Below are 24,467 nucleotides of genomic sequence, written 5' to 3'. Positions count from 1 at the left end.
GATCCACCTCTCCCACGCCGCCCCGTCGGGCGGGTCGTCGGAGGTGCGTCGTAGGTTCCCGGCATGCCGAAGACCGCCACCGCCGACCGCGTCGACCGCGACGGGTTGCTCGCCTTCGTCCGCCCCCGCCACCACGCACTGCTGATGACCCGCCGGGCCGACGGCGAGCCGCAGCTCTCGCCGGTGACCTGCGGCGTCGACCCGGAGGGGCGGATCGTCGTGTCGACCTACCCGCAGCGGGCCAAGGTCGTCAACGCCCGCCGCGACCCGCGGGTGTCCCTGTGCGTCCTCTCCGACGAGTTCGACGGGCCGTGGGTCCAGGTGGACGGCCGGGCGGAGGTGCTCGACCTGCCCGACGCGCTGGAGCCCCTGGTCGAGTACTTCCGGTCGATCAGCGGCGAGCACCCCGACTGGGACGACTACCGGGCCGCGATGCAGCGCCAGGGCAAGGTCCTGCTCCGGGTGACGATCGAGCGCTGGGGACCGGTGGCCACCGGCGGGTTCCCGCCGGAGCTGAACCAGGACGCGCCCGCAAAGCCCTGAGCCTTGCTTTTGCCGAGGCAAGCTGCTGCACTTGACCGGTGTCGTTCGTGGTGACCGTCGACCAGCGGGCCAGCCGTCGCGCCCCCGACCGGGTGCCGGCCGCCCTGCGGGTGCTCGCCGGCGTACCCGTGGTGCTGCGTTTCGAGCGCACTGCGGGTGATGAGTTCCAGGGGCTGCTCGACGACCCGGCCGCGGTGGTGGACGTGGTCCGGCGGCTGGTGCGGGATGGCGACTGGAGCATCGGGATCGGGACAGGGCCCGTCCAGCGGCCCCTGCCGGCCAGCACCCGGGCCGGTGCCGGTCCGGCCTTCATCGCCGCGCGGGCCGCGGTCGAGGCGGCCAAGCGGCGTCCGGTGCGAATCGCGGTGCGCGGGCCGGTCCAGGACACGGCGGCGGACGCCCAGGCGGTGCTGACGGCGCTCGCCGCCCTGCTGGAGCGACGCAGCGACCAGGCGGAAGAGGCGGTCCGGCTGGTGGAGGGCGGGCGCACCCAGGCCGAGGCGGCCGGCGAGCTGGGCATCAGCCGCCAGGCGGTCGGGCAGCGCCTGGCCGCCGGGCTGTGGGAGGTCGAACGCGACCTGCGGCCGACCGCGGCCCGGCTGCTCGCGCGGGCGGCGGGATGACCGTCGCCGCCCTGCTGGTCCTCGGTGCGCTGGCCGCGGCCGGCGCGGGCCTGACGCTGCGGGGGGAGCGGGTGCGCACCCCGATCGGCGCGCTGACCCTCGTCGTGCTGCTCGCCGTGGCGGCCGTGCTGGCCTGGCGCGTCGGGCGCACCGGGGACGTCGTGGACGCGGTGGCCGTCGTCCTCGCGGTGGCGGCCGCCGCGCTGGGCGGTGGCCCGGTGGCGATGGCGGTGCTGCGCGCTGCCGACCCGGAGCGTGATGCGCCGGCGGCCGGTCCCGCGCCGGCCCCTGCCGGTGCCGAGCCCGTCGTCGGCAAGCCGGCGCCACGCAGCGTGGCCGACCCGGAGGTGCTGCGCGGCGGCGCCTGGATCGGGGTCCTCGAGCGCACGGTCATCGCCGGGACGGTGCTGGCCGGCTGGCAGGAGGGGCTGGCCGTGCTGGTCGCGGTGAAGGGGCTGGGCCGGTTCCACGAGGTGAAGGCGCCGGTCGCCGCGGAGCGATTCATCATCGGCACCCTGGCCAGCGGCCTGTGGGCCCTGGCCTGCGTCGGCGTCGCCGTCCTGCTCCGCGGCTGATCGCCGCAGCGGACTCCTCGGTCGCCACGCGGAAGCCGGCGACCGGGCGCGGGGTGGTCTGGCTGCGGGGTGGGTCTGGCCGCGCGGGGGTCCTGCTGAGCTTGTGCTCTGCTCACCCGGGGTGAGCAGAGCACAAGCTCAGTCGCGGAGGTGGTCGGCGGCCAGTCGCGCCGGGCGGCCCCGGCCCGAGCTCGTCCGCGGCCCCGTCCAGAGGCTCGCCCCGAGCTTGCGAGGGGTGAGGAGGACGGGGTCCTTGTTCAGTCGCTGAAGACCTCGATCTGGGCACCCATCTCCACCAGCCGCTCGTACAGCTGCTCGTACCCCCGGGCGATGATGTCGACGTTGCGCAGCACCGACTGGCCCTTCGCCGCCAGCATCGCGAGCAGGATGCAGACCGCCGGACGGAGCGCCGGCGGGCAGACGATCTCCGCCCCCGACCACCGGGTCGGGCCGGAGACCAGCACCCGGTGCGGGTCGAGCAGCCGGACGTCGGCCCCGAGCCGGGTCAGGTCCGACAGGTGGATGGCGCGGTTGTCGTACACCCAGTCGTGGATGACCGTCTCGCCGGTGGCCGTCGCCGCGATCACCGCGAAGAACGGCAGGTTGTCGATGTTCAGCCCCGGGAAGGGCATCGGGTGAACCTTGTCGATCGGTGCCCGCAGCTGGGAGGGGTGGATGGTGAGGTCGACCAGCCGGGTCCGGCCGTTCTCGGCGGGGTACTCCGGGGACAGCTCGTAGCGCAGCCCCATCTCGGTGAGCGTGGCCAGCTCGATCTCCAGGAACTCGATCGGCGCCCGCCGCACGGTCAGCTCGGAGCCGGTCACGATGCCGGCGGTGAGCAGGCTCATCGCCTCGACCGGGTCCTCGGAGATCGTGTAGTCGACGTCGGCGTCGAGCACCGGCCGTCCGGTGACCACCAGCGTCGTGGTCCCGAAGCCGGCGATCTGCACCCCCAGCTTCTCCAGGTACAGGCACAGGTCCTGGACCATGTAGTTCGGGCTGGCGTTGCGGATCGTCGTCGTCCCGTCGTGCCGGGCGGCGGCGAGCAGGGCGTTCTCGGTCACGGTGTCACCGCGCTCGGTGAGCACGATCGTCCGGTCCCGGCCCTCCGTCGGGCGCACTGTCGCGTGGTACTCCCCGGCGCGCGCCTCCACCTCCAGACCGAAGGGCCGCAGCGCGATCATGTGCGGCTGGACGGTCCGGGTGCCCAGGTTGCATCCGCCGGCGTAGGGGAGCTCGAAGACGTCGGCGCGGTGCAGCAGCGGGCCCAGGAACATGATGATGCTGCGGGTGCGCCGGGCGGCGTCGGCGTCGATGGCGGCCAGGTCAAGCTGCTCGGGGACGACGAGGGTGAGGTCCCGGCCGGCTTCGTCCCAGGTGGCCGAGACGCCGATCGAGGTGAGCACGTCGAGGATGCGGTCGACCTCGACGATCCGGGAGACGTTGCGCAGCGTCGTCCGCCCGCGGTTGAGCAGCGAGGCGCACAGCAGCGCGACGGCGGCGTTCTTCGACGACTTCACCGTGACGCTGCCCGACAGCGGGGTGCCGCCGCGCACCCGCAGGTGGGTGGGGCCGGGGCGGCCGACGGTGATCAGCTCGCTCTCCAGCGCCGCCGACAGCCGGCCGAGCAGCTCGAGGGTGAGGTTCTGGTTGCCCTGCTCGATCCGGGCGATCGCGCTCTGGCTGGTGTTCAGCCGCTCGGCGAGCTGGGCCTGGGTGAGGCCGTGGTGCCGGCGGGCGTCGCGGACCAGCGCGCCGATCTGGCGGAGTGACTGACCGGTGGCTTCCTCGGTGAGCATCATCGCCGGTCACGATATCTCACACATGAGATCGGACGGTCCTGCTCTGCAGCCACCCGGGCGCCGGGGTGGCTGGCGCTCCCCACGACGGGACGCCGGGTGTCGAACCGGCGAGCACTGGACATGATGGTGGGGCCCGGACCCGGCCCTGCCCCCGACCGGCCCCTGCTGACGAGGAGAACCCGTGCCCCAGAACCCGGTGCCGACCGGTTCCGTGTCCCACCCCGAGCTGCTCGCCGTCTACATCAACGACCACATCGCCGCGGCCGCCGGCGGCATCGAGCTGGTCTCGCGGATGATCGGGGTGCACCGGGGGAGGGAGCACGAGCACGCCCTCCGGCAGCTGCTCGACGAGCTCCGCGAGGAGAAGACCGCGATCACCGGGGTCGCGCAGGCGTTGGGCTTCCCGGTGCGGCAGTACAAGCAGTGGGCCACCTGGGTCGCCGAGAAGGCCAGCCGGGCGAAGCTGAACGGTCACCTGCTCAGCCGGTCCCCGTCCAGCGAGCTGGTCGAGTTCGAGTTCCTCGCTTCCGCCGTGCGGGGCAAGCGCAGCGGCTTCGAGACGCTGCGGATCGCGGCCACCGTCGACAGCCGGATCGACGCCGACCTGCTCGACCGGCTGATCCGGCAGGCCAACCGCCAGCACGACTGGGTCACCGAGGTGCGCCGGGACGTGGCGGCGAAGGTCTTCGGCGGTGACCCGAGCGCGCCCGACTTCGCGGCCGACACCGGCAACGGCGACGGCGGGGGTGGCGACAACGGTGGCGGGGGCGCGGGCAGCGGGGGCGCGGGCGAGCGGGGCTGAACTCCCGCTGCGCGGTGCGGAGGTCAGCGGTAGACACGTCGGCATGTGCCACGACCACGACAGCCGCCCGCCCGCACCACCGCGCAGCGGGGACGTCGCCGAGCGCGGCTCGCTGACCCTGACCGCCGCCGACGGCACCGAGTTCACCGCCGCCTTCGCCGCCCCCGCGGAACCGGCGACGGCGGGCGTGGTGATCCTCCCCGACATCCGTGGCCTGCACCCCTACTACGTGGCCCTCGCCGAGCGCTTCGCCGAGGCCGGCCTCCCCGCGGTCGCCGTCGACTACTTCGGCCGCACGGCCGGGGTGGCCGCCACCGGCAGCCGCGAGGAGGACTTCGACTGGCAGAGCCACATCCCGCAGACCACCGCCGAGGGCGTCGACGCCGACACCGCCGCGGCCGCGGCCTACCTGCGCAGCCGCAGCGACCCGGCGCTGCCGGTGGTCACGGTCGGCTTCTGCTTCGGTGGGAGCCACGCCTGGCGGCAGTCCGGCGGTGACCTGGACATCGCCGGCTCGGCCGGTTTCTACGGCCGGCCGTCCATGGTCGGGGACGCCGCGCAGCGCGCCGCGAAGCCGGTGGTGATGATCATCGCCGGGGCGGACTCGGCGACGCCCGTCGAGGAGCAGCGGCAGCTGGCCGCCACCATGCGCGCCGCCGGCGCCGACGTGGACGAGGTCGTCTACGAGGGCGCGCCGCACTCCTTCTTCGACCGGGCGTTCGGGGAGTGGGCCGAGGCCTGCGACGACGCCTGGCGGCACGTGCTCGCGCTGACCGACCGGGTCGCCGCCGGCTGACCACCTGCTCGTTCCTCCCGCCGCGGTGCCTACGCTCGCGGGATGAGCGAGCAGCAGCCGATCGAGCAGGGCGTCCTCGACCTGGCGCAGCGGGTCTTCGGTCTGGCCCGGGCCGGGCACACCGAGGAGCTCGCCGCCTACGTCGACGCCGGCGTGCCGGTGGACCTGACCAACGAGAAGGGCGACACCCTGCTCATCCTGGCGGCCTACCACGGCCACCCGGAGACGGTCGCCGCGCTGCTGGAGCGCGGTGCCGAGCCCGACCGGGCCAACGACCGCGGCCAGACCGCACTGGCGGCCGCGGTGTTCAAGCAGTCGGCCGACGCGGTGCGCGCGCTGCTCGCCGCCGGCGCCGACCCCGACGCCGGCGGTCCCAGCGCCCGCGCCACGGCGCAGTTCTTCGAGCTGCCGGAGATGAGCGCCCTGCTGGAGCGCCCGGCCGGCTGACCGCGGCGGTCGGTCCGCCGGTCGGCGCCTCGGCAGCCGGGCCGGCGGGCAGGCCCCGCTCGGTCGGGTGGGCCTCGGTCAGCCGGTCGGGCCCGGCGGCGCCGCCGGGTCGCCGCCGGATTCCCCGAGCGAGCGGAGCTCGCGCAGCACCCCGGTGAGCCCGCGTCGCAGCCCGGCCAGCTCGTCGGGGGTGAGCCCGCCCAGCACCCGGGCATCGGTCTCGACGTCGGTGGCGAGCAGCTCGCGCACCGCCTGCACGCCGGCCCGGGTGGGGGTGAGCACCCGCCCCCGGCCGTCCCGGCTGTCCTGCGCCCGGTCGGCCATACCGGCCCGGACCAGCCGGTCGACGATGCCCGTGGTGGTGGCGGGGGAGACGGCCAGCAGGGCGGACAGCTGCTGCGGGGTGGCCGCGCCCTCGACCACCAGCACGGTCAGGCAGCGCAGCTGCTGCACGGTCAGCGGCACGGCCAGCAGGGGCGCCAGGCGGCGGCGCACGCTGTGCAGCCCGATCTCGGCGCCCAGCCGGGCGACCGCCCGGGCCTCGGGGGACAGCGCCGCCCAGCCGGGCGGCTCCTCGTCGCAGATCGGGGGGTCGTCGGGCGACATGCTGGCCTCCTCCCCGGACGTCGTCGTCCGGACCGGGTAGTTTGCACCAAGCAAACTACCCGATTTCGGCTGCCCGGCCGTGGAGGAACGCGTGTCCCGTCTCGCCGTCCTGTCCCTGCGCAACCGAGCCCTGGTGGCGCTGGTGACCATCGCCGTGCTCGTGTTCGGGCTGATCTCGGCGGGGTCGCTGAAGCAGGAGCTGATCCCGAGCCTGCAGATCCCGGCTGCCGCTGTCGTCGCCTCCCAGCCCGGTGCCGCGCCCGACGTGGTGGAGCGCCAGGTCGTACAGCCACTGGAACAGGCGGTCGGCTCCGTCGACGGCGTGGTCGCCACGACCTCCACGGCCAGCACCGGGCTGGCGACGGTCACCGTCGAGCTGGAGTACGGCTCCGACCTGGACCGGGCCACCGCCGCGCTGCAGACCGCGGTGAGCCGGGTGCAGGCCCAGCTGCCGGCCGACGTCGAGCCGCAGGTGCTCGCCGGCTCGCTGGCCGACCTGCCGGTCCTGCAGCTGGCGATCGCCGCGCCGGGCGACCCGGCCGCCCTGTCCGACCGGCTCGACTCCGCCGTCGTCCCGCTGTTCGAGCAGATCGAGGGCGTCCGCGACGTGGCGGTCACCGGAGCCAGCGAGCCCCGGGTGCAGATCGCGCTCGACCCGGCCGCGCTCGCGGCGGCCGGGCTCTCCCCGACCGCGATCACCACCGTGCTCGAGGACAACGGCGTGGTGCTGCCCGCCGGCATCGTGACCGAGGGCGAGCAGACCCTCTCCGTGCAGGCCGGGAACCGGCTCACCTCGGTCGAGGAGCTCCGCGCCGTGCCGCTGACCGGGGCGGACGGCGCGGTGATCCCGCTGGGTGCGGTCGCTGCGGTGGAGCTGGGCGAGGCGCCGGCGACGTCCTACTCCCGGGTCGACGGGCAGCCGGCGCTCTCGGTCGGGCTGACCGCGACCCCGGACGGCAACACCGTGGACATCTCGCACGCCGTCGCCGACCTGCTGCCGCAGGTGCGGGAGCTGCTGGGCGAGGGCAGCACGGTGGCCGTGGTGTTCGACCAGGCACCCTTCATCGAGGAATCGATCGAGGGCCTGGCCACCGAGGGTGGGCTGGGGCTGCTGTTCGCCCTGGTGGTGATCCTGGTGTTCCTGGCCTCGGTGCGCTCCACGCTGATCTCGGCGATCTCGATCCCGGTGTCGCTGTGCGTCACCTTCATCGCGCTGCAGGTGGCCGGCTTCTCGCTGAACATCCTCACCCTGGGCGCGCTGACCGTCTCGATCGGCCGCGTGGTCGACGACTCGATCGTGGTCATCGAGAACATCAAGCGGCACCTCTCCTACGGCGAGGCCCGCACCAGGGCGATCCTCAGCGGCGTCCGGGAGGTGGCCGGTGCGATCACCTCCTCGACCATCGCCACAGCGGCGGTGTTCCTGCCGATCGCCCTGGTCGGGGGCCTGGTCGGCGAGCTGTTCCGGCCCTTCGCGCTCACCGTGGCGATCGCCCTCCTCGCCTCCCTGGTCGTCTCGCTGACCATCGTCCCGGCCATCGCCTCGGCGTTCCTGCGCACGTCGGACAGCAAGGCGCCGGAGACCGACCGCGAGGACACCGCCGAGCTGGCCCGGGAGCGGGAGGCGGCCGAGGCGGCGGAACGGCGCACCTGGTTGCAGCGGCTGTACGTACCCGCGCTGCGCGGCGTCCTGGCCCACCGCGGCTGGACCGCTCTCGGTGCTGTCGCTGTCTTCGTCGGCACGCTGGCCCTCACCCCGCTGCTGCAGACCAACTTCATCGGCGACGCCGGTGAGGACACCGTCACCGTCACCGCGGCCTACCCGGCCGGCACCAGCCTGGCCGCGCAGGACGAGCGAGCCCGCGAGCTGGAGGCGGCGCTCGGCGAGGTGGCCGGGGTCGAGACCGTGCAGACGACGGTCGGCTCGGCCGGTGGTCTCGCCGCGTTCAGCGGTGGCGGCGGCACGCCCACGGCGACGTTCTCGCTGACCCTGGCCGAGGGCGGCGACCCGGAGGAGACGCGCGCGGAGATCCGGGAGGTCGCCCTGGAGCTCCCGGACGTCGGTGAGGTGACCGTGGCCGCTGCCGGCTCCGGGTTCGGCAGCTCCACGGTCGACGTGCTGGTCCAGGCGGCCGACGCCGACGTGCTGGCCGAGGCCGCCGACCAGGTGCAGCGGGCGGTCGCCGACGTGCCGGGCGCGACCGACGTCACCAACGACCTGTCGGCCGGGCTGCCGGTGGTCCTGGTCGACGTCGACCCGGTCGCAGCGGCGGAGGCCGGGCTGACCCAGGCGCAGGTGACCCGCACCCTGGCGGGGCTGACCACCGCTGTCCCGCTCGGGGAGATCGACGTCGACGACGCCGGCACCCCGGTCTACCTCGAGCCGGTGCAGGCGCCGGGGACCGTCGAGCAGCTCCGCGCGGTGGTGCTGCCGACGGCCGGGGGTCTGGTGCCGCTGACCTCGCTGGCGACCGTCGAGGAGACGCAGGCGCCCAGCTCGATCACCCGGGTCGACGGCGAGCGCAGCGCGACGGTCTCGGCGACCCCGGCCGACGCCGACCTCGGCGCGCTCACCGCCGAGCTGCAGGCGGCGATCGACGGGCTGGTCCTGCCGGCCGGTGCCGAGGTGTCGATCGGCGGCGTCGCCGCCGACCAGAGCGAGGCCTTCGCCGACCTGGGCCTGGCGCTGGTGATCGCGGTGGTGATCGTCTACCTGGTCATGGTCGCGACCTTCCGCAGCCTCGCCCAGCCGTTCATCCTGCTCGTCTCGGTGCCGTTCGCCGCCACCGGTGCACTGCTCATGCTGCTGGTCACCGGCACCCCGCTGGGCGTCCCGGCGCTGATCGGTGTGCTGATGCTGATCGGCATCGTGGTGACCAACGCGATCGTGCTGATCGACCTGGTCAACCAGTACCGCGAGCGCGGCCGGCCGCTGGCCGAGGCGGTCACCGAGGGCGCCCGCCAGCGGCTGCGGCCGATCGTGATGACCGCGGCCGCCACCGTGCTGGCGCTGACCCCGATGGCGATCGGCGTCACCGGCGGCGGGGTGTTCATCTCCCAGCCCCTGGCGCTGGTGGTGATCGGTGGGCTGATCAGCTCCACGCTGCTCACCCTGCTGCTCGTGCCGGTGCTCTACACCTCCCTGGAGACCCGCCGGGAGCGTCGCGCGAGCGCGGGGGCGCGCCGGCCGAGCGCGACGGTGAGCACCACGAGCAGCAGGCAGGCGCCGCAGCCGATCACCGCCACCCCGGTGTACCCGCCGGTGGTCGGGTACGCGGCGCCGGCGGGGGTGGCGATCTCCAGCACGGTCGCGCTCAGCGCGCTGCCGACGGCGAAGCCGATGTAGCGCATGACCTGGTTGAGCCCCATGGCGCTGCCGGTCTCCCCGGCGGGGACGGCGGTGACGATCAGCCCGGGCAGCGCGGCGAACGTCGTCCCCACGCCCAGGCCGGCGACGGCCATGGCCGCGAAGAGCTGCCACAGGTCGGTGCGGGCGAAACCGACCAGCAGCTCCCCGACGGCTAGCACCAGCGCGCCGATCGGCAGCACCCAGCGGGCGCCGACCAGCCGGTCCAGCGGGCGGGCCACCCACCCGGCGGCGAAGCTCGCCACCGAGAAGGGCAGCAGGATCAGCCCGGCGACGACGATCGAGGAGCCGAACCCGTAGCCGGTGGACTCCGGGGTCTGCGCCAGCCGGGGCACGGAGGACAGCAGCAGGTAGTTGGCCAGCCCGATCAGGAGGGCGCCGACGTGCGCGGTGGCGGCGGTGCGCCCGCGGGCCAGCCGCAGGTCGACCAGCGGGGCGTCGGCGTGCAGCTGCCACCACGCCCAGCCGGCCAGGGCGGCGAGCGACAGCGCGACGAGCCCGAGGACGGCGGGCGAGCTCCAGCCCCAGTCCTCGCCCTCACCGAGCGCGAGGAGCCCGGCGGTCAGGCCCACGCCCAGCAGGACGGCGCCGAGCAGGTCGAGGTGGCGGCCGGCCGTCGCCGGCGGGCGCGGGTAGACCACCGCGGCGGCGACGAGGGCGACCGCGCTGGCGGCGGCGCCGAACCAGAACGCCGCGTGCACCCCGCCCAGCTCCGCGATCAGCCCGGTCAGCGGGTAGCCCAGGCCCAGGCCCGCGGCGACCGTCACCGACAGCGCCGCCGCGGTCGAGCGGGCCCGGTCCGGGGGCAGCGCCGAGCGGGCGGTGGCGATCGCCAGCGGGGTGACGGCCAGTCCGAGCCCCTGCAGGGCGCGGCCGGCGATCAGCCAGCCCAGCCCCAGCGGCAGGGCGGCGAGCACGCTGCCGAGCACCACCACGGAGAGGACGACGAGCACCACGGTGCGGCGGTGCCGTCCGTCGCCCAGCCGCCCGATCACCGGGCTGGCGACCGCGCCGACCACCAGGGTCACCGTCAGCGCCCACTGCGCGCTGGTGACCGAGACGTCGTTGGCCTCGGCGATGGCGGGGATCAGCGGCGCGCCCAGGCTGCTGATCACCGCGACCAGCATCGCCAGGTAGATGAGCACCGGGACCAGCGCCGGGGGAGCGCTGCCCGCGGCGGCCGTGCTGGTGCGGGCGGCTGGTTGTGTCACGGAACTGGACGCTAACCCCGGGCGGCCGTGCCGGGCCGGGGGCTTCCGGCCAGCGGAGGTACCCGTCGGTAACGTGGGGCGCCGACGAGGGGGAGGTGCGATGCCCGGCTGGGTGCAGGACGCGGTGTGGTGGCACGTCTATCCGCTGGGCTTCGTGGGGGCCGAGCAGGAACGGGGCGACGACGTCGTGCGGCACCGGCTGCCCCGGCTGGTCGACTGGCTGGACTACGCCGTCGAGCTCGGCCTGAACGGGCTGGCGCTCGGGCCGGTGTTCGCCAGCGGCACGCACGGCTACGACACCGAGGACCACCGGCGGGTCGACCCGCGGCTGGGCGACGACGCCGACTTCGACGCGCTGGTCGCCGCCTGCCGCGACCGTGGGCTGCGGGTCCTGCTGGACGGCGTGTTCAACCACGTCGGCCGCGGGCACCCGGCGTTCCGGGCGGTCCTGGAGCAGGGGCCGGACGCGCCCACCGCCGGGATGTTCCGGTTGCGCTGGCCGCACGGCCCGGGCGCGGAGCCCGAGTACGACACCTTCGAGGGGCACGGGCAGCTGGTCGCCCTGGACCACTCCGCCCCGGCCGTGGCCGACCTGGTCACCGACGTGATGACGCACTGGCTGGACCGCGGCGTCGACGGCTGGCGGCTGGACGCCGCCTACGCCGTCCCGCCGTCGTTCTGGGCCGGCGTGCTGCCCCGGGTGCGCGAGCGGCACCCGGACGCGTACGTCGTCGGCGAGGTCATCCACGGCGACTACGCCGGGATCGTCCGCGGGTCCGGGATGGACTCGGTGACCCAGTACGAGCTGTGGAAGGCGATCTGGAGCTCGCTCAACGACGGCAACCTGCACGAGCTCGCGCACGCGCTGGGCCGGCACGACGAGTTCCTGGGCACCTTCGTGCCGCTGACCTTCGTCGGCAACCACGACGTCACCCGGATCGCCAGCCGGCTCACCGACCCCCGGCACCTGGCGCACGCGCTGGTGGTGCTGTTCACCGTCGGCGGGACGCCGTCGGTGTACGCCGGTGACGAGCAGGCGTTCACCGGCGTGAAGGAGGACCGCGCCGGCGGGGACGACGCGGTCCGCCCGCCCTTCCCGGCGACGCCCGCGGACCTGGCCCCGTTCGGGGAGCCGACGTTCCGGCTGCACCAGGAGCTGATCGGGCTGCGCCGCCGGCACCGCTGGCTGCACGCGGCGCGCACCGAGGTGCTGCACCGGGACAACACCCAGCTGAGCTACGTCAGCAGCGCCGACGGCGAACGGCTGGTGGTGGTCCTCAACCTCGCCGACACCCCCGCGCTGGTGCCCGCACCGGGCGCCGGCGCGCTGCTGGCCGGCGCCGGGCAGGTCCAGCGGGACGGCGTCCGGCTCGAGCCGCACGGCTGGGCGGTGCTCGCCGGCGGGTGAAGGCGGTCGTCGGCGCGGCTCAACCCGGACGGGCGACGGCTCGACCCGCGTGACCTGAGGTGGAGCCGCGCCGTGCCGCGGCTCCACCTCGGCTGACGCGGCTCGACCCGGACGGGCGACGGCCCGACCCGGCTCGACGGAGACTCCTGGTGGGCCATCTCACCGCGCCCGGTTGGAACGCCGGGCGCCGCTGTGGTGTCGTTCTGGGACGTGACCACCGCCCCCGCCCCGGCCGCCCGCACCCCGAGGCGGGCCTACCTGGTGTGGGGCGTGGGGCTGCTGGCCTACGCGGTGGCGATCTTCCACCGCGGGTCGCTCGGCGTGGCCGGCGTGCAGGCGCAGGAGCGGTTCGACGCCGGAGCCTCGGCGGTCTCGCTGTTCCTGGTGCTTCAGCTGGCCGTCTACGCCGGCCTGCAGGTGCCGGTGGGCGTGGCGCTGGACCGGTTCGGCTCCCGGGCGATGATCGTCGCCGGTGCGCTGACCATGTCCGCCGGGCAGGCCGTCCTCGCGCTGGCCACCGACGTGCCGACCGCGGTCGCCGCCCGGGTGCTGGTCGGCGCCGGCGACGCGATGACCTTCATCAGCGTGCTGCGGGTCGTGCAGCTGTGGTTCACCGGCCGCACCGTCCCGGTGATCACCCAGCTGACCGGCATCCTCGGGCAGATCGGCCAGATCGTCGCCGCGTACCCGCTGGTCGCGCTGCTGCGCGACACCTCCTGGCCGGCCACGTTCCTCGGCGCCTCCGCGGTCGGGGTGCTCGCCGCGGTGCTGGTGCTGGTCGCGCTCTCCGACGCCCCGCCCGGCACCCCGGTGGCCACCCAGGTCGGGCTGGGCCAGGTGCGCGCCAACCTGGTGGCCACCTGGCGGGAGCCGGGCACCCGGATCGGGATGTACACCCACCTGGTCACCCAGTTCTCCGGCACCGTGTTCGCGCTGCTGTGGGGCTTCCCGTTCCTCACCGTCGGCGAGGGGCTCAGCGACGGAACGGCGGCCACCCTGCTCACCCTGCTGGTGCTGATCGGGATGGGCTTCGGCCCGTTCCTGGGCCGGCTGGTGGGCCGCTGGCCGATGCGCCGCTCGGTGCTGGTCTTCGGCATCCTCGGCGCCACCGCGGTCACCTGGACCGTCGTGCTGCTCTGGCCGGGGCGGGCGCCGCTGTGGCTGCTCGTCGTCCTGGTGCTCGTGCTCGGCACCAACGGCCCGGGCTCGATGATCGGCTTCGACTACGCCCGCACCGAGAACCCGGTCGAGCGCGCGGGCAGCGCCAGCGGGGTCGTCAACGTCGGCGGGTTCGTCGCCTCGCTGCTGACCATCCTGGCCATCGGCGCGGTGCTCGACCTGCTCACGCCCGGCGGCACCACCGACTACAGCCGGGACGCCTTCCGGGCCGCGTTCTCCGTGCAGTACGTCTTCTGGGCGGTCGGGCTGGTCGGCGTCCTGCGGCACCGCAAGGCGCTGCGCGCCCGGCTGGCCCGGGACGGCGTCGTCATCGCCCCGCTGCACATCGCGGTCGGGGCCCGGCTGCGCGGCCGCTCGGCCTACCAGCCACCGGCCGACGAATGAGTGCCACCGGCCGACGACGGAGCGCGGCTGGCCGGCGCTGAGCCCGGGTCAGATCGAGCGGGTCTCCCCGGCCCGGTCGGCGAAGGCGCCGACGAGGTCGCCGTCCAGCGCGAGCTGCACCCGCCGGCGCATGTCGCGCACCGCCTCGGCGTCGTCCCCGGCCGCCTGCTCGGGCAGCTGCACCACGGCGTCGTCCGCCGCGCGGGCGATCTCGGCCCGCTGCTCGTCGTCCCGGCAGGAGACGGCCACGTCGCGCAGCATCTGCAGGATCGAGGTCAGCACCGTGGGCTCGTCGCCGCCGTAGCGGCGCAGCTGCCCGCAGGACAGCTCCAGGTAGTAGCGCAGGTCCCGGTCGGGGACGACGGCGCGGCCCACGCCGTCGGCGTCGCGGTGCACGCTCGCGCCCAGGTGGCGGCCGACGACCCGGGACAGCAGGTCGCCCAGGTGCCCCAGCGCGGTGGCCGCGGTGACCGGGTCGTTGATGCTGGGCGACACCGCCTTGACCGCGATGTCCTCGAGCTGCCGGAAGCCGAAGCCGGCATCCTGGTCCAGCGTCCGCTCGTAGCCCAGGTCGATGGTGGTGACCACGGCGTCGGCCAGCTCGTCGGGCACCTCGCCACCCCGCCGCGACCAGACGGTGGCGACCGGGGTCCGCCGGACCACGTGGTCACCGGGGCGGGTCTCGATCCGCACCACCGCGTCGTGCTCCCGCGCCACCTTGACCAGCCGGTCCACGTCGATGCTGCGCACGTAGCCGCTGGCGGTGGCGGCGACCAGCCGGCCGGTGGCCTGGTCGAGGTGCAGCTGCTCGGGGTCGTCGAGCGGCTCGTCGTAGTCCGGGTAGAAGGTGGCGAGTGCCCGCTTCGTCTCGTCGTGCACCTTGAGCATGAGGGTGTCCACCCGCAGCAGCCGGGTCATGTGCGAGATGAACGTCAGGCCCGCGGCGAACGCGGCGATGCCCAGCAGCAGCGCGACCAGCGCGCTCACCACCGGCACCGGCGAGGAGCTGCTGAGCTGCCGGATCGCCACGATGCTGAACACGAACGCCCCGGTGAGGGTCGCCAGCACGCCCTTGGAGATCCGGTCCTGGGTGACCTCGCGCAGCAGCCGCGGGGAGAACTGCTGGCTGGCCAGCTGCAGCGCCACCACGGTGAGGCTGAACGTCAGGGTCGTGATGGTGACCACCGCGGTGGCGACCACCTGGAACAGCGTGGACGCCGCGGCCTGGTCGCCGGGCCACAGCCGCGTGAGCCAGCCGCCGGAGGGCCGGATCATGGTCAGCCCCACGGCCGCGCCCGCCGCCACGACCCCGCTGACCAGGGGGCCGACCCACAGTGGGAGCCGGGAGCTCTCCGCGCTGCCCTTGTTCGTCACGACCGGCCTCCGGCGCGCCGGGCGATCGCGATCGCGTGGTCGAAGGCCCGGCCGTCGCGCTCGACCGGGAGCACGAGGTGTTCGACGGCGGTGGCCCCGGGCAGCCTCCGCAGCCGGTCGGCCAGCTCGGGCACCGGGTCGCTCGCCCAGATGGCCAGCACCCCACCGGGCCGCAGGGCGCCCAGCGCGCGGGTGAGCCCCGGCCCCTCGTAGAGCCCGGCGTTGCCCTGGTGCACCAGGAACGCCGGGCCGTTGTCGACGTCGAGCAGCACCGCGTCGTACCTCCCGGGGTGGTTGGCCAGGTGCGCGGCGACGTCGGCGGTGTGCAGCCGGAGCCGCGGGTCGTCGGGCAGCGCGGGGAGCAGCCCGCCGCCCGCCCAGCCGACCAGCGCCGGCTGCAGCTCGACCACGTCGACGGCGCCGACGCGCGGTTCGGCCAGCACGGTGGCCGCCGTCCAGCCCAGCCCCAGTCCGCCGACCAGCACCCGCAGCTCCCCGCCGGCGCAGCGGGCCAGCGCCTCGGTGGCCAGCGCCCGCTCGGTGGAGGTGTCGACGTCGTCCATCGCGAACACGCCGTCGACGATCAACTCCAGGTGCGCGACGCCGTCGTCGCCGGTGCGCCGGCGCAGCGCCACCTCGCCGTGCGGGCCGCCGGCCCGGCCGAGCAGCTGCACGTCCTCGTCGATCACGGGGACGAGTGTGCGGCAGGGTGCAACCGCAGCGACTGGCCGGGGCGGAGCTGGGCGCAGCGGTCGACGTCGGCGTCGGTGACGTAGCCGATCACCGGGTAGCCGCCGGTCACCGGGTGGTCGGCCAGGAACAGCACCGGCAGCCCGGACGGCGGCACCTGCAGCGCTCCCCGCACCATCCCCTCGCTGGGCAGCTCCCCGGTGCGCAGCCGCTCCAGCGGGGCACCGTCCAGCCGCAGCCCCACCCGGTTGCTCTCGCTGGTCACCGTCCACGACTGCCCGGTGAGCGCGGCCCAGCCGGCGTCGCCGAACCAGTCCTGCCGCGGCCCGGGCAGCACGGTGACCGTGACCTCGCCGTCCGGCGGATCGGGCACCGGGGCCAGGTCGACGCCGGGCGCCGGGTCGACCGGCTCGCCGACCGGGAGCACGTCGCCGGCGGCGACCACCGCGGGGCCGAGCCCGGCCAGCAGGTCGGTGGCCCGGGAGCCGAGCACCGGCGGGACGTCGATGCCGCCGCGGACGCCCAGGTAGGTGCGCAGCCCGCTGGACGGTGTGCCCAGCCGCAGCTCGCTGCCGGCGCGGAGCAGGGTCGGGGCGTCGTGCGGGGCGCCGGGGCAGCGCGCGCCGGTGGTGACCACGAGCAGGTCGGCCTCCGCGCGGACGGCGAGCCCGCCGAGGGTCACCTCCAGCACCGCGGCGTCGGTGCGGTTGCCCACCAGCCGGTTGGCCAGTGCGGCCGACGCCCGGTCGCAGGCGCCGGAGCGGCCGACGCCCAGCGCCGCCTGCCCGACCCGGCCGCCGTCCTGCACCGTGGTCAGCGCCCCGGTGGCCAGCACGGTCAGCGCGCGGCTCACGGTCCCACCTCGACGAAGCGCACCCGGGTGCCCGGCCGGAGCAGCGCCGCCGGGTCGCGGTCCAGGTCGAACACCGCGACGTCGGTGCGCCCGATCAGCTGCCAGCCACCGGGGGACTCGCGCGGGTAGACGCCGCTGAACTCCCCGGCCAGCGCGACAGAGCCCGGCGGCACCCTGGTGCGCGGGGTCGCCCGGCGGGGCACGTCCCACTGGCCGCCGGGCTGGGTGAGGTAGCCGAAGCCGGGGGCGAAGCCGCAGAAGGCCACCGTCCACTCGGCGCCGGTGTGCCGTTCGACCAGGCCGGCCGGGGTGAGCCCGAGCAGGCCGGCGGCCTCGGCGAGGTCGGCGCCGTCGTAGTGCACCGGCAGCTCGACGGTCTCCCCGGCGACCTGGGTGTCCGGCCGCGGGGGAGTCGCCCGCACCGCCGCGGCCACCGCGGCCAAGGAGGTCTGCGCCGGGTCGGTCACCAGCAGGACGGTGCGCGCGGCCGGGACGACGTCGACCACCCCGGAGGGCGGGTCGGCGCTGAGCGCGGCGTACAGCGCGAGGACGTCGTCCAGCCCGTCCAGCTCGACCAGCAGGGCGGCGCTGCCGCTGGGCAGCAGGCGCATCACGCCGCGAACGCCGACGGCTCCACGCCGGCGTCCGCCAGCGCGGCGCGGACCTGCCGGGCGATCTCCACCGCGCCGGGGGTGTCGCCGTGCACGCAGATCGACTCCGGCCGCAGCGTCAGCTCGCCGCCCTCGACGTCCCGGATCGGTTCGCCGGTGGCCATCGCCACGCACCGGGCGGCGATCTCGGCCGGGTCGTGCAGCACCGCGCCGGGCAGCCGGCGGGAGACCAGCGTGCCCTCCGGGGTGTACGCGCGGTCGGCGAACGCCTCGTGCACCACGGTGAGCCCGGCCTCGGCCGCCAGCCGGAGCCACGCCGAGCCGGGCAGCCCGAGCACCGGCAGCTCCCGGTCGTAGGCGACGACGGCGGCGACCACCGCCGCCGCCTGCTCCTCGTGGTGCACGATCGCGTTGTAGAGCGCGCCGTGCGGCTTGACGTAGCGCACCCGGTCGCCCGCGATCCGGGCGAAGCCCTCAAGCGCACCGATCTGGTAGACGACGTCGGGGGTCAGCGCCTCGGCCTCCACGTCGATGAACCGCCGGCCGAAGCCCGGCAGGTCGCGGTAGCCGACCTGGGCGCCGATCGCGACGCCGGACTCGACGGCCCGCGCGCAGACGCGCCGCATGATCGTCGCGTCGCCGGCGTGGAAGCCGCAGGCGACGTTGGCACTGGTGACGACGCCCAGCAGCGCGTCGTCGTCGCCGAGCGCCCACTGGCCGAAGCCCTCACCGAGGTCGGAGTTCAGGTCCACAGCGGTCATGGGTCCACCCTCCCTCACGCGAACAGGTCGATCACCGGGCGGACCGAGTTGACCGCCAGGTACAGGGTGACCAGCCAGGCGACCCAGCCGATGGCCAGCAGCCAGCGCGGGTAGCGGTAGCCGTTGAGCAGGTCGGTGCGGCGGGTGGCCACCCAGAGCAGCACGGCGATGCCGATCGGCAGGAGCAGGCCGTTGAACGCCCCGGCGAAGACCAGCAGCGTGGTCGGCGCGGTGCCGATCAGCACGTAGACCAGCGAGGTGACGGCGATGAAGCCGACGACCAGCAGCGAGCGGGTGCGGTCGGAGGTCCTCGTCCGGGAGGTCACGAAGGACACCGAGGTGTACGAGGCCCCGATGACGCTGGTGATCGCCGCGGCCCACAGCACGATGCCGAACACCCGCAGCCCCACCTCGCCGGCGGCCTGCCCGAACGCCGACGCGGCCTGGTTCGCCGGGTCGAGCGCGGCGCCCCCGGTGACCACGCCGAGGATCGCCAGGAACAGGACGATCCGCATGATCGCGGTGATCAGGATGCCGGTGACCGAGCCGCGGGTGATGTCCCGGACCCGCCCGGGGCCGGACACGCCCGAGTCGAGCAGCCGGTGGGCGCCGGCGTAGACGATGTAGCCGCCGATGGTGCCGCCGACCAGCGTGGTGATCGCCAGGACGTCGATCTCCTCGGGGAGCACCACGTTGCGCAGCGCCTGGCCCACCGGCGGGCCGGAGGTGATGGCGACGTAGGTGGTCAGCACGATCATCACCAGCCCGAGGGCGACGACGATCCGGTCGACCGCGACCCCGGCCCGCCTGCTCAGGAAGATGCCGATGGCGATCAGCGCGGAGAGCGCACCGCCGATCTTCGGGTCGAGCCCCAGCATCGCGTCGGTGCCCAGCCCCGCGCCGCTGACGTTGCCGATGTTGAACACCAGCCCGCCGATCAGCAGGAAGGCGGCCATCACCCAGCCCAGGCCGGGGGCGACCAGGTTGCCCAGCTCCTGGGCCCGCCGCCCGCTGACGCCGATGACCCGCCAGACGTTCAGCTGGAGCGCGATGTCGATCAGGATCGAGATGACGATGGCGAACGCGAACGCGGCGCCCAGCTGCACCGTGAAGGTCGTGGTCTGGGTGATGAAGCCGGGGCCGATGGCCGAGGTGGCCATCAGGAACATCGCGCCCAGCAGGGTGGATCGGGTGCTCGACGCCAGCCGACCGGTGGGCTGCCCGGTCGCCTCGCCGGGGGACTGCTCTGCGGTCATCGCTCTCCCTCACGGTGGTGGGCGGGCGAGCGGTACCCCGGTGCGCGTGGGCGAACCCGCCGGGTCAGCCCTCCCCGGTGGCGGTGCGGAAGCAGGCGGCGATCTGCTCCTCCCGGGCCGCCTGCTCGGCGCTGCTCAGCTCGCCGGGGGGCGAGTCGCCCCAGCCCTCCAGGTGGCCGTCGGGGGACAGCTGGACGTCGACCCCGAGTTGCTCGAGGCACGGCGGGAGGTCGGTGCCGTCGATCGGGCCGGTCGGGAACTCCAGGTACCGCGGCTCCTCGCCGGTGGTGAACGGGTAGACGGGCAGCTCGCCCGCGCTCATCCGCACCTCGCCGGCGCCCCAGGTGATGGGCGTCGTCACCACGCCCAGCGGTACCCCGTCGACCACCGGCAGCGGGTCGAAGTCGCGGACCAGGTCGCCGTCGGGCGCACGGTCCAGGCTGGGGGAGTACTCCGCCACCGCGCCGGGCTCGGCCAGGACGAGCAGCGGCCCGGTGTCCGCGGAGGCGTCCATGAGCGCCAGCCGCTCGCGGCCGGTGATCGGCATCGACGTGACGGTGGGCGTCAGCTCGGCGGGCTCGGCTCCCCGGGGGCCGGTGAACCACGCCCAGGTCCACTGCGCTCCGGCGCGGGCGATCACCACGACCCAGCGGTGCCCCCCGGGCACGTCGCCGGCGTACACCACGCGCTGGGTGCCCGGCTCCGGCGCCGGCGCCTCCCCGCCGTAGGAGATGCCGTCCAGCCCGACGTCGAGGTGCCAGTCGAGCGCGGCCACCGCCGCCAGGAACTCCTCGTCGTCGGCGAGGGAGCCGCGCACCGGCGCGTCGTAGAGGGCGGGAGGCGGGGTGACGACCGAGGCCCGGGGTGCCCCGTCGGTGCCCGGTGCCGTGGCCGTCGTCCCGGCGAACGACGCGCCGGTGGCCAGCAGGACGACGGCCACGGCACCGGCGCACCACGCGACCGCTCGGCGGCGACGCCCCCGGGCCAGCGCGGCCGCCCTGGCCACGGTGCTCGGGCCGTCCGGCGGATCGGCCAGGGCGGTGAGCTCGCGCAGCCGGGCGGCGACGGCCTGCTCGACCGGGGTCGTCACGACGGCCGCCGGTAGATCGCGTCGGGGTCCTCGTCGGCCGGTGGATGGTCGGGTTCGGTCGGCACCGGCACGGGGACAGGGAGCGGCGCCGGTCGTGGCCGGGGTGCGCGTGGTGGCGGTGAGGTGGCGGGCCGGCGATAGACCGCGTCCGGGTCGTCGTCCGGGTCGGGCTCCAGCGCGTCGGCGTCCGCGGGTGCGCGGGTGACCGCGGCTGGTCCCGGCGTGGGCGTCGGTGCGGGTCCGGGCGCCGCGGGGGCGCCGCCCGGTGCGGCCTCCGCGTCCGCGAGCAGCGGCCCGAGGACGGCCAGCGTCTCGGCGAGCGCGTCCGCGACGTCGGTGGTCGAGCAGCTCAGCAGCGCCGCGACCGCCTGCTCGTCGAGCTGCTCGTGCAGCCGCAGCACCGCGACCGCCCGGGTGCGCGGGTCGAGGGCGGCGAGCGCCTGCAGCCACGTCCGGTCGGCGTCGGCGAGGTGGTGGTCGCCGTCGGCGTCGACCACGATCGCGTCGCCGCTCCCGGTTCCCCGCAGCGAGGCCCGGACCAGCGCGTCGCGGGTCTGCTCCCGCGCCTCGCCCGGTGATCCCAGGTGGCGCCACCGGCGGTGGGTGCGGGCCAGCGCAACGACGAGGAGCTCGCGGGCCGCGGACCGGCTCCCGGTCAGCAGCAACGCGGTGCCGAGCAGGTCGGGCTCGGCGTCGGCGACGAGCGCCGGGAAGGCGGTGCCCCGCTGGTCCACGCGCCCCTCCTCCCGCTCGTCGGCGGAACCGTATCGACCCGATGCGGTCGCCGGGGACAGGCGCACACTGACGACCTGATGTCGTCTCCCGAACCGACCACGCACGCGACCGTGGTGACTCGACTGCGCACGGCCGGGTGCGTGTTCGCCGAGGACGAGGCGGAGCTGCTGGCCGAGGCCGCGGACGGCCCCCGGCACCTGGAGCAGCTGGTGACCCGGCGGGTGGCCGGCGAGCCGCTGGAGCAGGTGCTGGGCTGGGCCGGGTTCTGCGGCCTGCGGGTGGCCGTGGCGCCGGGGGTGTTCGTCCCGCGCCGCCGCACCGAGTTCCTGGCGGCCGAGGCGGTGGCCCGGGCCGGGCGGGGCAGCGTCGTCGTCGACCTGTGCTGCGGCACCGGCGCGGTCGGGCTGGCCGTGGCGGTCGCCGTCGGCGCGGTGCGGCTGCACGCGGCCGACATCGACCCCGTGGCGGTCGCCTGCGCCCGCCGGAACCTGGCCCCGCTCGGCGCGTGGGTGCGGCAGGGCGACCTGTTCGACGCCCTCCCGTGGTCGCTGCGCGGGCAGGTGGACGTGCTGGTGGTCAACGCCCCCTACGTGCCGACGGACGCGATCGCGCTGATGCCGCGCGAGGCGCGCGAGCACGAGGCCCGGGTCGCGCTGGACGGCGGACCGGACGGCGTCGCGGTGCACCGCCGGGTCGCGGCCGGCGCGGGCGGGTGGCTCTCGCTCGGCGGATCACTGCTCATCGAGACCAGCGAGGAGCAGGCTGCGGTCACCGAGGCCGCGGTGGCCGCCGGCGGGCTGCGCACCACCGTGCTGCACGACGAGGACCTCGACGCGACCGTCGTCGTCGGTACCCGCCTCTGAACGCACGACGGCCCCCACCCGGTGGGTGGGGGCCGTCGGTCGGTCGCGCCGGCGCGTCAGATCGGCTGGACGCCGAAGGCGGTGGCCAGCTTCTCGATCTTGCGGGCCCGACCGAGCCGGGGGAGGTCGCTGCCGTCGCGGATGACCTGGCCGCGGGCGTCGAAATCGGCCAGGAAGTCCCGCGCCCAGGCGACGTCGGACGGCGTCGGGCTGATGACCTCGTTGATCACCGGCAGCTGGTCCATCTGCAGGCACAGCTTGCCGGTGAGGCCCAGTGAGACGGTGGTCGCGGACTGCTCGCGCAGGATCGGGTGGCTGGTGCTCACCGTCGGCCCGTCGATCGGGCCGGGCAGGCCGCCCACCCGGCTGGCCACGACCAGGCGGGAGCGGGGGTAGGCCATCGCCAGGTCGTCGGCGCTGGTGCCGGTGTCGCGGCGGTAGTCGCCACTGCCGAACGCCAGCCGGAACGCGCCGCGGGCGCGGGCGATGTTGACCGCCTCCTCGATGCCCAGCGCGGACTCGACCAGCGCGAGCACCGGGGTCTTCCCGCCGAGCCGGTCGTAGGTCTCCGTGACGTGCTCGGCGGCCTCGGTCTTGGCCAGCATGACGCCGTTCAGGCCGGGCAGCCCGGCCAGCTCGGCGACGTCGTCGGCCCAGAAGGGGGTCGAGTGGTCGTTGATCCGCACCCACGCGCGCTTCTCGCCGCTGGAGAGCCACTCGACGACGTCGGCGCGGGCCTCTGGCTTGCGGGCCGGGTCGACCGCGTCCTCGATGTCGAGGACGATCTGGTCGGCGCGGGAGTCGTGCGCCTCGTCGAACAGCTCCTTGCGGGCGCCGTTGACGAGCAGCCACGAGCGGGCGATCTCTGGGTCGACGTTCCTGCCTCTGTGCACCCGGCCATTCTGGGGGCTCGGCCGCCGTGCGGCCCGTCCGGGGTCCCGCCGTGTCGCGGCGGCGCGCGGCCGGGCCGGTCAGGCCGCGCGGGCGGCGAGCCGGTCGAGCAGGCCCACGTGCCAGTCGACGTCGACCCGCCGGCCGATCGTGCCCCGGGGCCGGACCAGGTCGAGCCGGATGAGCCCCGGTCCGCCGCCCGGCAACCGGCCGTCGGCCCACAGCAGCGCCAGGTGCGAGCGGGCGGGAGCGGCCTCGGGCGGGTCGTCGAGGGCCAGCTGGGTCTGCAGCACCGGCCGCTGCCGGTAGAAGGCCCGCAGCCCCTGGGTGTCGGCGGCCGGGAGCTCGCCGTCGTCGGAGTGCCAGACGCGCAGCACGTCGGTGGGGGTGTGCAGGATCAGGCCGCTCATCGGCAGGCCGAGGTTGTCGGTGCCCAGGTCGAGCAGGTCCAGCTGGCCGCTGAGCGGACCGTCCTCCAGGTGCGCACCGAAGGGCCGCAGCCGCTCCATCGCCTCCCGGCGGACCAGCTGGTGGTCCAGGTGCCGGTCGGCCGAGGGCTGCCACCCGTGCTCGGCGTGGATCCGCCGGCTGACCGCGATGCCCGCGGACAGCGCCTCCTGCACCGCGAGCAGCAGCGGACGCAGCCGGGCGACCACCGCGTGCGGCCGGCTGTCGTCCTCCGGCGCGCTGTCCGACGCCGCGTTGTCGGGTGCCACGCTGCTCGACACCGGGTTGTCGGGGAAGTGCTCCACACCCCCGAGTCTGCCGTCGGGGGGTGACAGGACCGAGGATCACCGCCGTGAGCATCCCCGCCGAGTCGCCGTCCCGTCCGGTCACCGTCGTCACCGGTGGAGGGCGGGGCATCGGCGCTGCCGTGGTCGCCCGGCTGGCGCGCGACGGCCACGACGTCGCCGTCGGCTACCGGGCCGACGAGAGCAGTGCCGAGCAGGTGGTCGCCGGTGCACGCAGGGCCGGCGCGCGGGCGGTGGCCGTCCGGGCCGACGTCAGCGAGCCGGCCGACGTCGACGCGCTCTTCGCCACGGCCGCCGCCGAGCTCGGCCCGGTGACCGGGCTGGTCGCCAACGCCGGGGTGACCGCGCACCTCGGCGACCTGGCCGACACCCCGGTGGACGTCGTCCGGCAGGTGCTCGACGTCAACCTGCTCGGCGTCGTGCTGTGCGCCCGCCAGGCGGCCCGGACCATGTCACGGCGGCGCGGAGGGCCGGGCGGTGCGATCGTCGCGGTCTCCTCCAGCGCGGCGACGCTGGGGTCACCCCACGAGTACGTGCACTACGCCGCCGCCAAGGCCGGGGTCGACGCGCTGGTCGTCGGCCTGGCGAAAGAGCTGGCGGACGACGGCGTGCGCGTCAACGCCGTCGCGCCCGGACTGGTGGAGACCGGCATCCACGCCGGTGCGGGGGATCCCGGCCGGCCCGCCCGCGTGGTCGGCCGGGTGCCGCTCGGACGGGCCGGGCGGCCCGACGAGATCGCGCCGGCGGTCGCCTGGTTGCTGTCCCCGGAGGCGTCCTACTGCACGGGTGCGGTGCTGCGGGTGGCCGGCGGGCTGTAGCGGCCAGATCCTGGGGCGAGCGGCCTGCGC

Annotated in this window: 23 protein-coding genes and 1 pseudogene; 11 read left to right on the top strand and 13 right to left on the bottom strand. The window is 75.5% G+C overall.

Going from position 1 to position 24,467, the window contains the following annotated elements:
- Nucleotides 1-63: 63 nt before the first annotated feature.
- The 3 genes from ACI79A_RS10360 to ACI79A_RS10350 are packed head-to-tail and all read left to right on the top strand — an operon-like array spanning nucleotide 64 to nucleotide 1,741.
- The gene (locus ACI79A_RS10360; protein WP_457082709.1) at nucleotides 64-543 is read left to right on the top strand and encodes a PPOX class F420-dependent oxidoreductase; all 480 of its coding nucleotides are present in this window, start codon (nucleotides 64-66) and stop codon (nucleotides 541-543) included.
- A gap of 38 nt (nucleotides 544-581) precedes the next feature.
- On the top strand, nucleotides 582-1,166 hold the full coding sequence (locus ACI79A_RS10355) for a hypothetical protein (protein ID WP_457082707.1): 585 nt from the start codon (nucleotides 582-584) through the stop codon (nucleotides 1,164-1,166).
- Nucleotides 1,163-1,741, top strand: coding sequence for a hypothetical protein (locus tag ACI79A_RS10350; protein ID WP_457082705.1), 579 nt, complete (start codon nucleotides 1,163-1,165; stop codon nucleotides 1,739-1,741). Before ACI79A_RS10355 ends, ACI79A_RS10350 begins: the two co-directional genes overlap by 4 nt.
- A 257-nt stretch (nucleotides 1,742-1,998) precedes the next feature.
- Here ACI79A_RS10350 and ACI79A_RS10345 read toward each other — a convergent pair whose 3' ends face one another.
- On the bottom strand, nucleotides 1,999-3,543 hold the full coding sequence (locus ACI79A_RS10345; RefSeq protein WP_457082703.1) for a UDP-N-acetylglucosamine 1-carboxyvinyltransferase: 1,545 nt from the start codon (nucleotides 3,541-3,543) through the stop codon (nucleotides 1,999-2,001).
- A gap of 181 nt (nucleotides 3,544-3,724) precedes the next feature.
- Here ACI79A_RS10345 and ACI79A_RS10340 point away from each other — a divergent pair, with 181 nt between their 5' ends.
- The 3 genes from ACI79A_RS10340 to ACI79A_RS10330 are packed head-to-tail and all read left to right on the top strand — an operon-like array spanning nucleotide 3,725 to nucleotide 5,588.
- Nucleotides 3,725-4,345, top strand: a complete 621-nt coding sequence (locus ACI79A_RS10340; protein ID WP_457082701.1) for a hypothetical protein — start codon at nucleotides 3,725-3,727, stop codon at nucleotides 4,343-4,345.
- 43 nt (nucleotides 4,346-4,388) lie between these two features.
- The gene (locus ACI79A_RS10335; RefSeq protein WP_457082699.1) at nucleotides 4,389-5,141 is read left to right on the top strand and encodes a dienelactone hydrolase family protein; all 753 of its coding nucleotides are present in this window, start codon (nucleotides 4,389-4,391) and stop codon (nucleotides 5,139-5,141) included.
- 42 nt (nucleotides 5,142-5,183) lie between these two features.
- The gene (locus ACI79A_RS10330; protein ID WP_457082697.1) at nucleotides 5,184-5,588 is read left to right on the top strand and encodes an ankyrin repeat domain-containing protein; all 405 of its coding nucleotides are present in this window, start codon (nucleotides 5,184-5,186) and stop codon (nucleotides 5,586-5,588) included.
- Nucleotides 5,589-5,666: 78 nt separating this feature from the next.
- On the opposite strand, the gene ACI79A_RS10325 is transcribed toward ACI79A_RS10330, so the two are convergent.
- The gene (locus tag ACI79A_RS10325) at nucleotides 5,667-6,194 is read right to left on the bottom strand and encodes a MarR family winged helix-turn-helix transcriptional regulator (RefSeq protein WP_457082695.1); all 528 of its coding nucleotides are present in this window, start codon (nucleotides 6,192-6,194) and stop codon (nucleotides 5,667-5,669) included.
- A gap of 79 nt (nucleotides 6,195-6,273) precedes the next feature.
- Here ACI79A_RS10325 and ACI79A_RS10320 point away from each other — a divergent pair.
- Nucleotides 6,274-9,309, top strand: a pseudogene (locus ACI79A_RS10320) (efflux RND transporter permease subunit); the annotation flags it as partial.
- A gap of 17 nt (nucleotides 9,310-9,326) precedes the next feature.
- On the opposite strand, the gene ACI79A_RS10315 reads toward ACI79A_RS10320, so the two are convergent.
- Nucleotides 9,327-10,772, bottom strand: coding sequence for an MFS transporter (locus ACI79A_RS10315; protein ID WP_457082693.1), 1,446 nt, complete (start codon nucleotides 10,770-10,772; stop codon nucleotides 9,327-9,329).
- Between the two features lie 100 nt (nucleotides 10,773-10,872).
- Here ACI79A_RS10315 and ACI79A_RS10310 point away from each other — a divergent pair, with 100 nt between their 5' ends.
- Both ACI79A_RS10310 and ACI79A_RS10305 read left to right on the top strand, forming a co-directional pair.
- A complete protein-coding gene (locus ACI79A_RS10310; RefSeq protein ID WP_457082691.1) occupies nucleotides 10,873-12,180 on the top strand; it encodes an alpha-amylase family protein in 1,308 nt (435 codons plus the stop codon).
- A gap of 210 nt (nucleotides 12,181-12,390) precedes the next feature.
- On the top strand, nucleotides 12,391-13,743 hold the full coding sequence (locus ACI79A_RS10305) for an MFS transporter (RefSeq protein ID WP_457082689.1): 1,353 nt from the start codon (nucleotides 12,391-12,393) through the stop codon (nucleotides 13,741-13,743).
- A 48-nt stretch (nucleotides 13,744-13,791) separates the two neighbouring features.
- On the opposite strand, the gene ACI79A_RS10300 is transcribed toward ACI79A_RS10305, so the two are convergent.
- The 8 genes from ACI79A_RS10300 to ACI79A_RS10265 all read right to left on the bottom strand — a co-directional run bounded on the left by ACI79A_RS10300 (nucleotide 13,792) and on the right by ACI79A_RS10265 (nucleotide 21,112).
- Nucleotides 13,792-15,117 (bottom strand): DUF2254 domain-containing protein, encoded by a 1,326-nt coding sequence (locus ACI79A_RS10300; RefSeq protein ID WP_457082687.1) that lies wholly within the window; start codon nucleotides 15,115-15,117, stop codon nucleotides 13,792-13,794.
- Nucleotides 15,114-15,806, bottom strand: coding sequence for a spermidine synthase (locus ACI79A_RS10295; protein WP_457082685.1), 693 nt, complete (start codon nucleotides 15,804-15,806; stop codon nucleotides 15,114-15,116). The genes ACI79A_RS10300 and ACI79A_RS10295 overlap by 4 nt, the downstream gene beginning before the upstream one ends.
- A complete protein-coding gene (locus tag ACI79A_RS10290; protein WP_457082683.1) occupies nucleotides 15,803-16,660 on the bottom strand; it encodes a 5-oxoprolinase subunit C family protein in 858 nt (285 codons plus the stop codon). Before ACI79A_RS10290 ends, ACI79A_RS10295 begins: the two co-directional genes overlap by 4 nt.
- A complete protein-coding gene (locus ACI79A_RS10285) occupies nucleotides 16,657-17,271 on the bottom strand; it encodes a 5-oxoprolinase subunit B family protein (RefSeq protein ID WP_457082769.1) in 615 nt (204 codons plus the stop codon). Before ACI79A_RS10285 ends, ACI79A_RS10290 begins: the two co-directional genes overlap by 4 nt.
- The gene (locus ACI79A_RS10280) at nucleotides 17,271-18,032 is read right to left on the bottom strand and encodes a LamB/YcsF family protein (protein ID WP_457082681.1); all 762 of its coding nucleotides are present in this window, start codon (nucleotides 18,030-18,032) and stop codon (nucleotides 17,271-17,273) included. Before ACI79A_RS10280 ends, ACI79A_RS10285 begins: the two co-directional genes overlap by 1 nt.
- A 14-nt stretch (nucleotides 18,033-18,046) precedes the next feature.
- Nucleotides 18,047-19,288, bottom strand: a complete 1,242-nt coding sequence (locus ACI79A_RS10275; protein ID WP_457082679.1) for an NRAMP family divalent metal transporter — start codon at nucleotides 19,286-19,288, stop codon at nucleotides 18,047-18,049.
- Nucleotides 19,289-19,352: 64 nt separating this feature from the next.
- Complete coding sequence (locus ACI79A_RS10270) at nucleotides 19,353-20,378, bottom strand: hypothetical protein (RefSeq protein WP_457082677.1); 1,026 nt, start codon at nucleotides 20,376-20,378, stop codon at nucleotides 19,353-19,355.
- Nucleotides 20,375-21,112 (bottom strand): hypothetical protein, encoded by a 738-nt coding sequence (locus tag ACI79A_RS10265; protein WP_457082675.1) that lies wholly within the window; start codon nucleotides 21,110-21,112, stop codon nucleotides 20,375-20,377. The genes ACI79A_RS10270 and ACI79A_RS10265 overlap by 4 nt, the downstream gene beginning before the upstream one ends.
- A 78-nt stretch (nucleotides 21,113-21,190) precedes the next feature.
- Between ACI79A_RS10265 and ACI79A_RS10260 the strand changes: the two genes are divergently transcribed.
- Nucleotides 21,191-21,976, top strand: coding sequence for a putative protein N(5)-glutamine methyltransferase (locus ACI79A_RS10260; protein WP_457082673.1), 786 nt, complete (start codon nucleotides 21,191-21,193; stop codon nucleotides 21,974-21,976).
- A 56-nt stretch (nucleotides 21,977-22,032) separates the two neighbouring features.
- Here ACI79A_RS10260 and ACI79A_RS10255 read toward each other — a convergent pair whose 3' ends face one another.
- On the bottom strand, nucleotides 22,033-22,869 hold the full coding sequence (locus ACI79A_RS10255) for an HpcH/HpaI aldolase/citrate lyase family protein (RefSeq protein ID WP_457082671.1): 837 nt from the start codon (nucleotides 22,867-22,869) through the stop codon (nucleotides 22,033-22,035).
- Between the two features lie 78 nt (nucleotides 22,870-22,947).
- Complete coding sequence (locus ACI79A_RS10250; protein WP_457082669.1) at nucleotides 22,948-23,619, bottom strand: hypothetical protein; 672 nt, start codon at nucleotides 23,617-23,619, stop codon at nucleotides 22,948-22,950.
- Nucleotides 23,620-23,666: 47 nt separating this feature from the next.
- On the opposite strand from ACI79A_RS10250, the gene ACI79A_RS10245 reads away from it, so the two are divergent.
- On the top strand, nucleotides 23,667-24,437 hold the full coding sequence (locus ACI79A_RS10245; RefSeq protein ID WP_457082667.1) for an SDR family oxidoreductase: 771 nt from the start codon (nucleotides 23,667-23,669) through the stop codon (nucleotides 24,435-24,437).
- The last annotated feature ends 30 nt before the right edge of the window (nucleotides 24,438-24,467 follow it).

The organism is Modestobacter sp. SYSU DS0657 (genome assembly GCF_054050925.1).
This window is presented reverse-complemented; position numbering and strand designations above follow the sequence as displayed.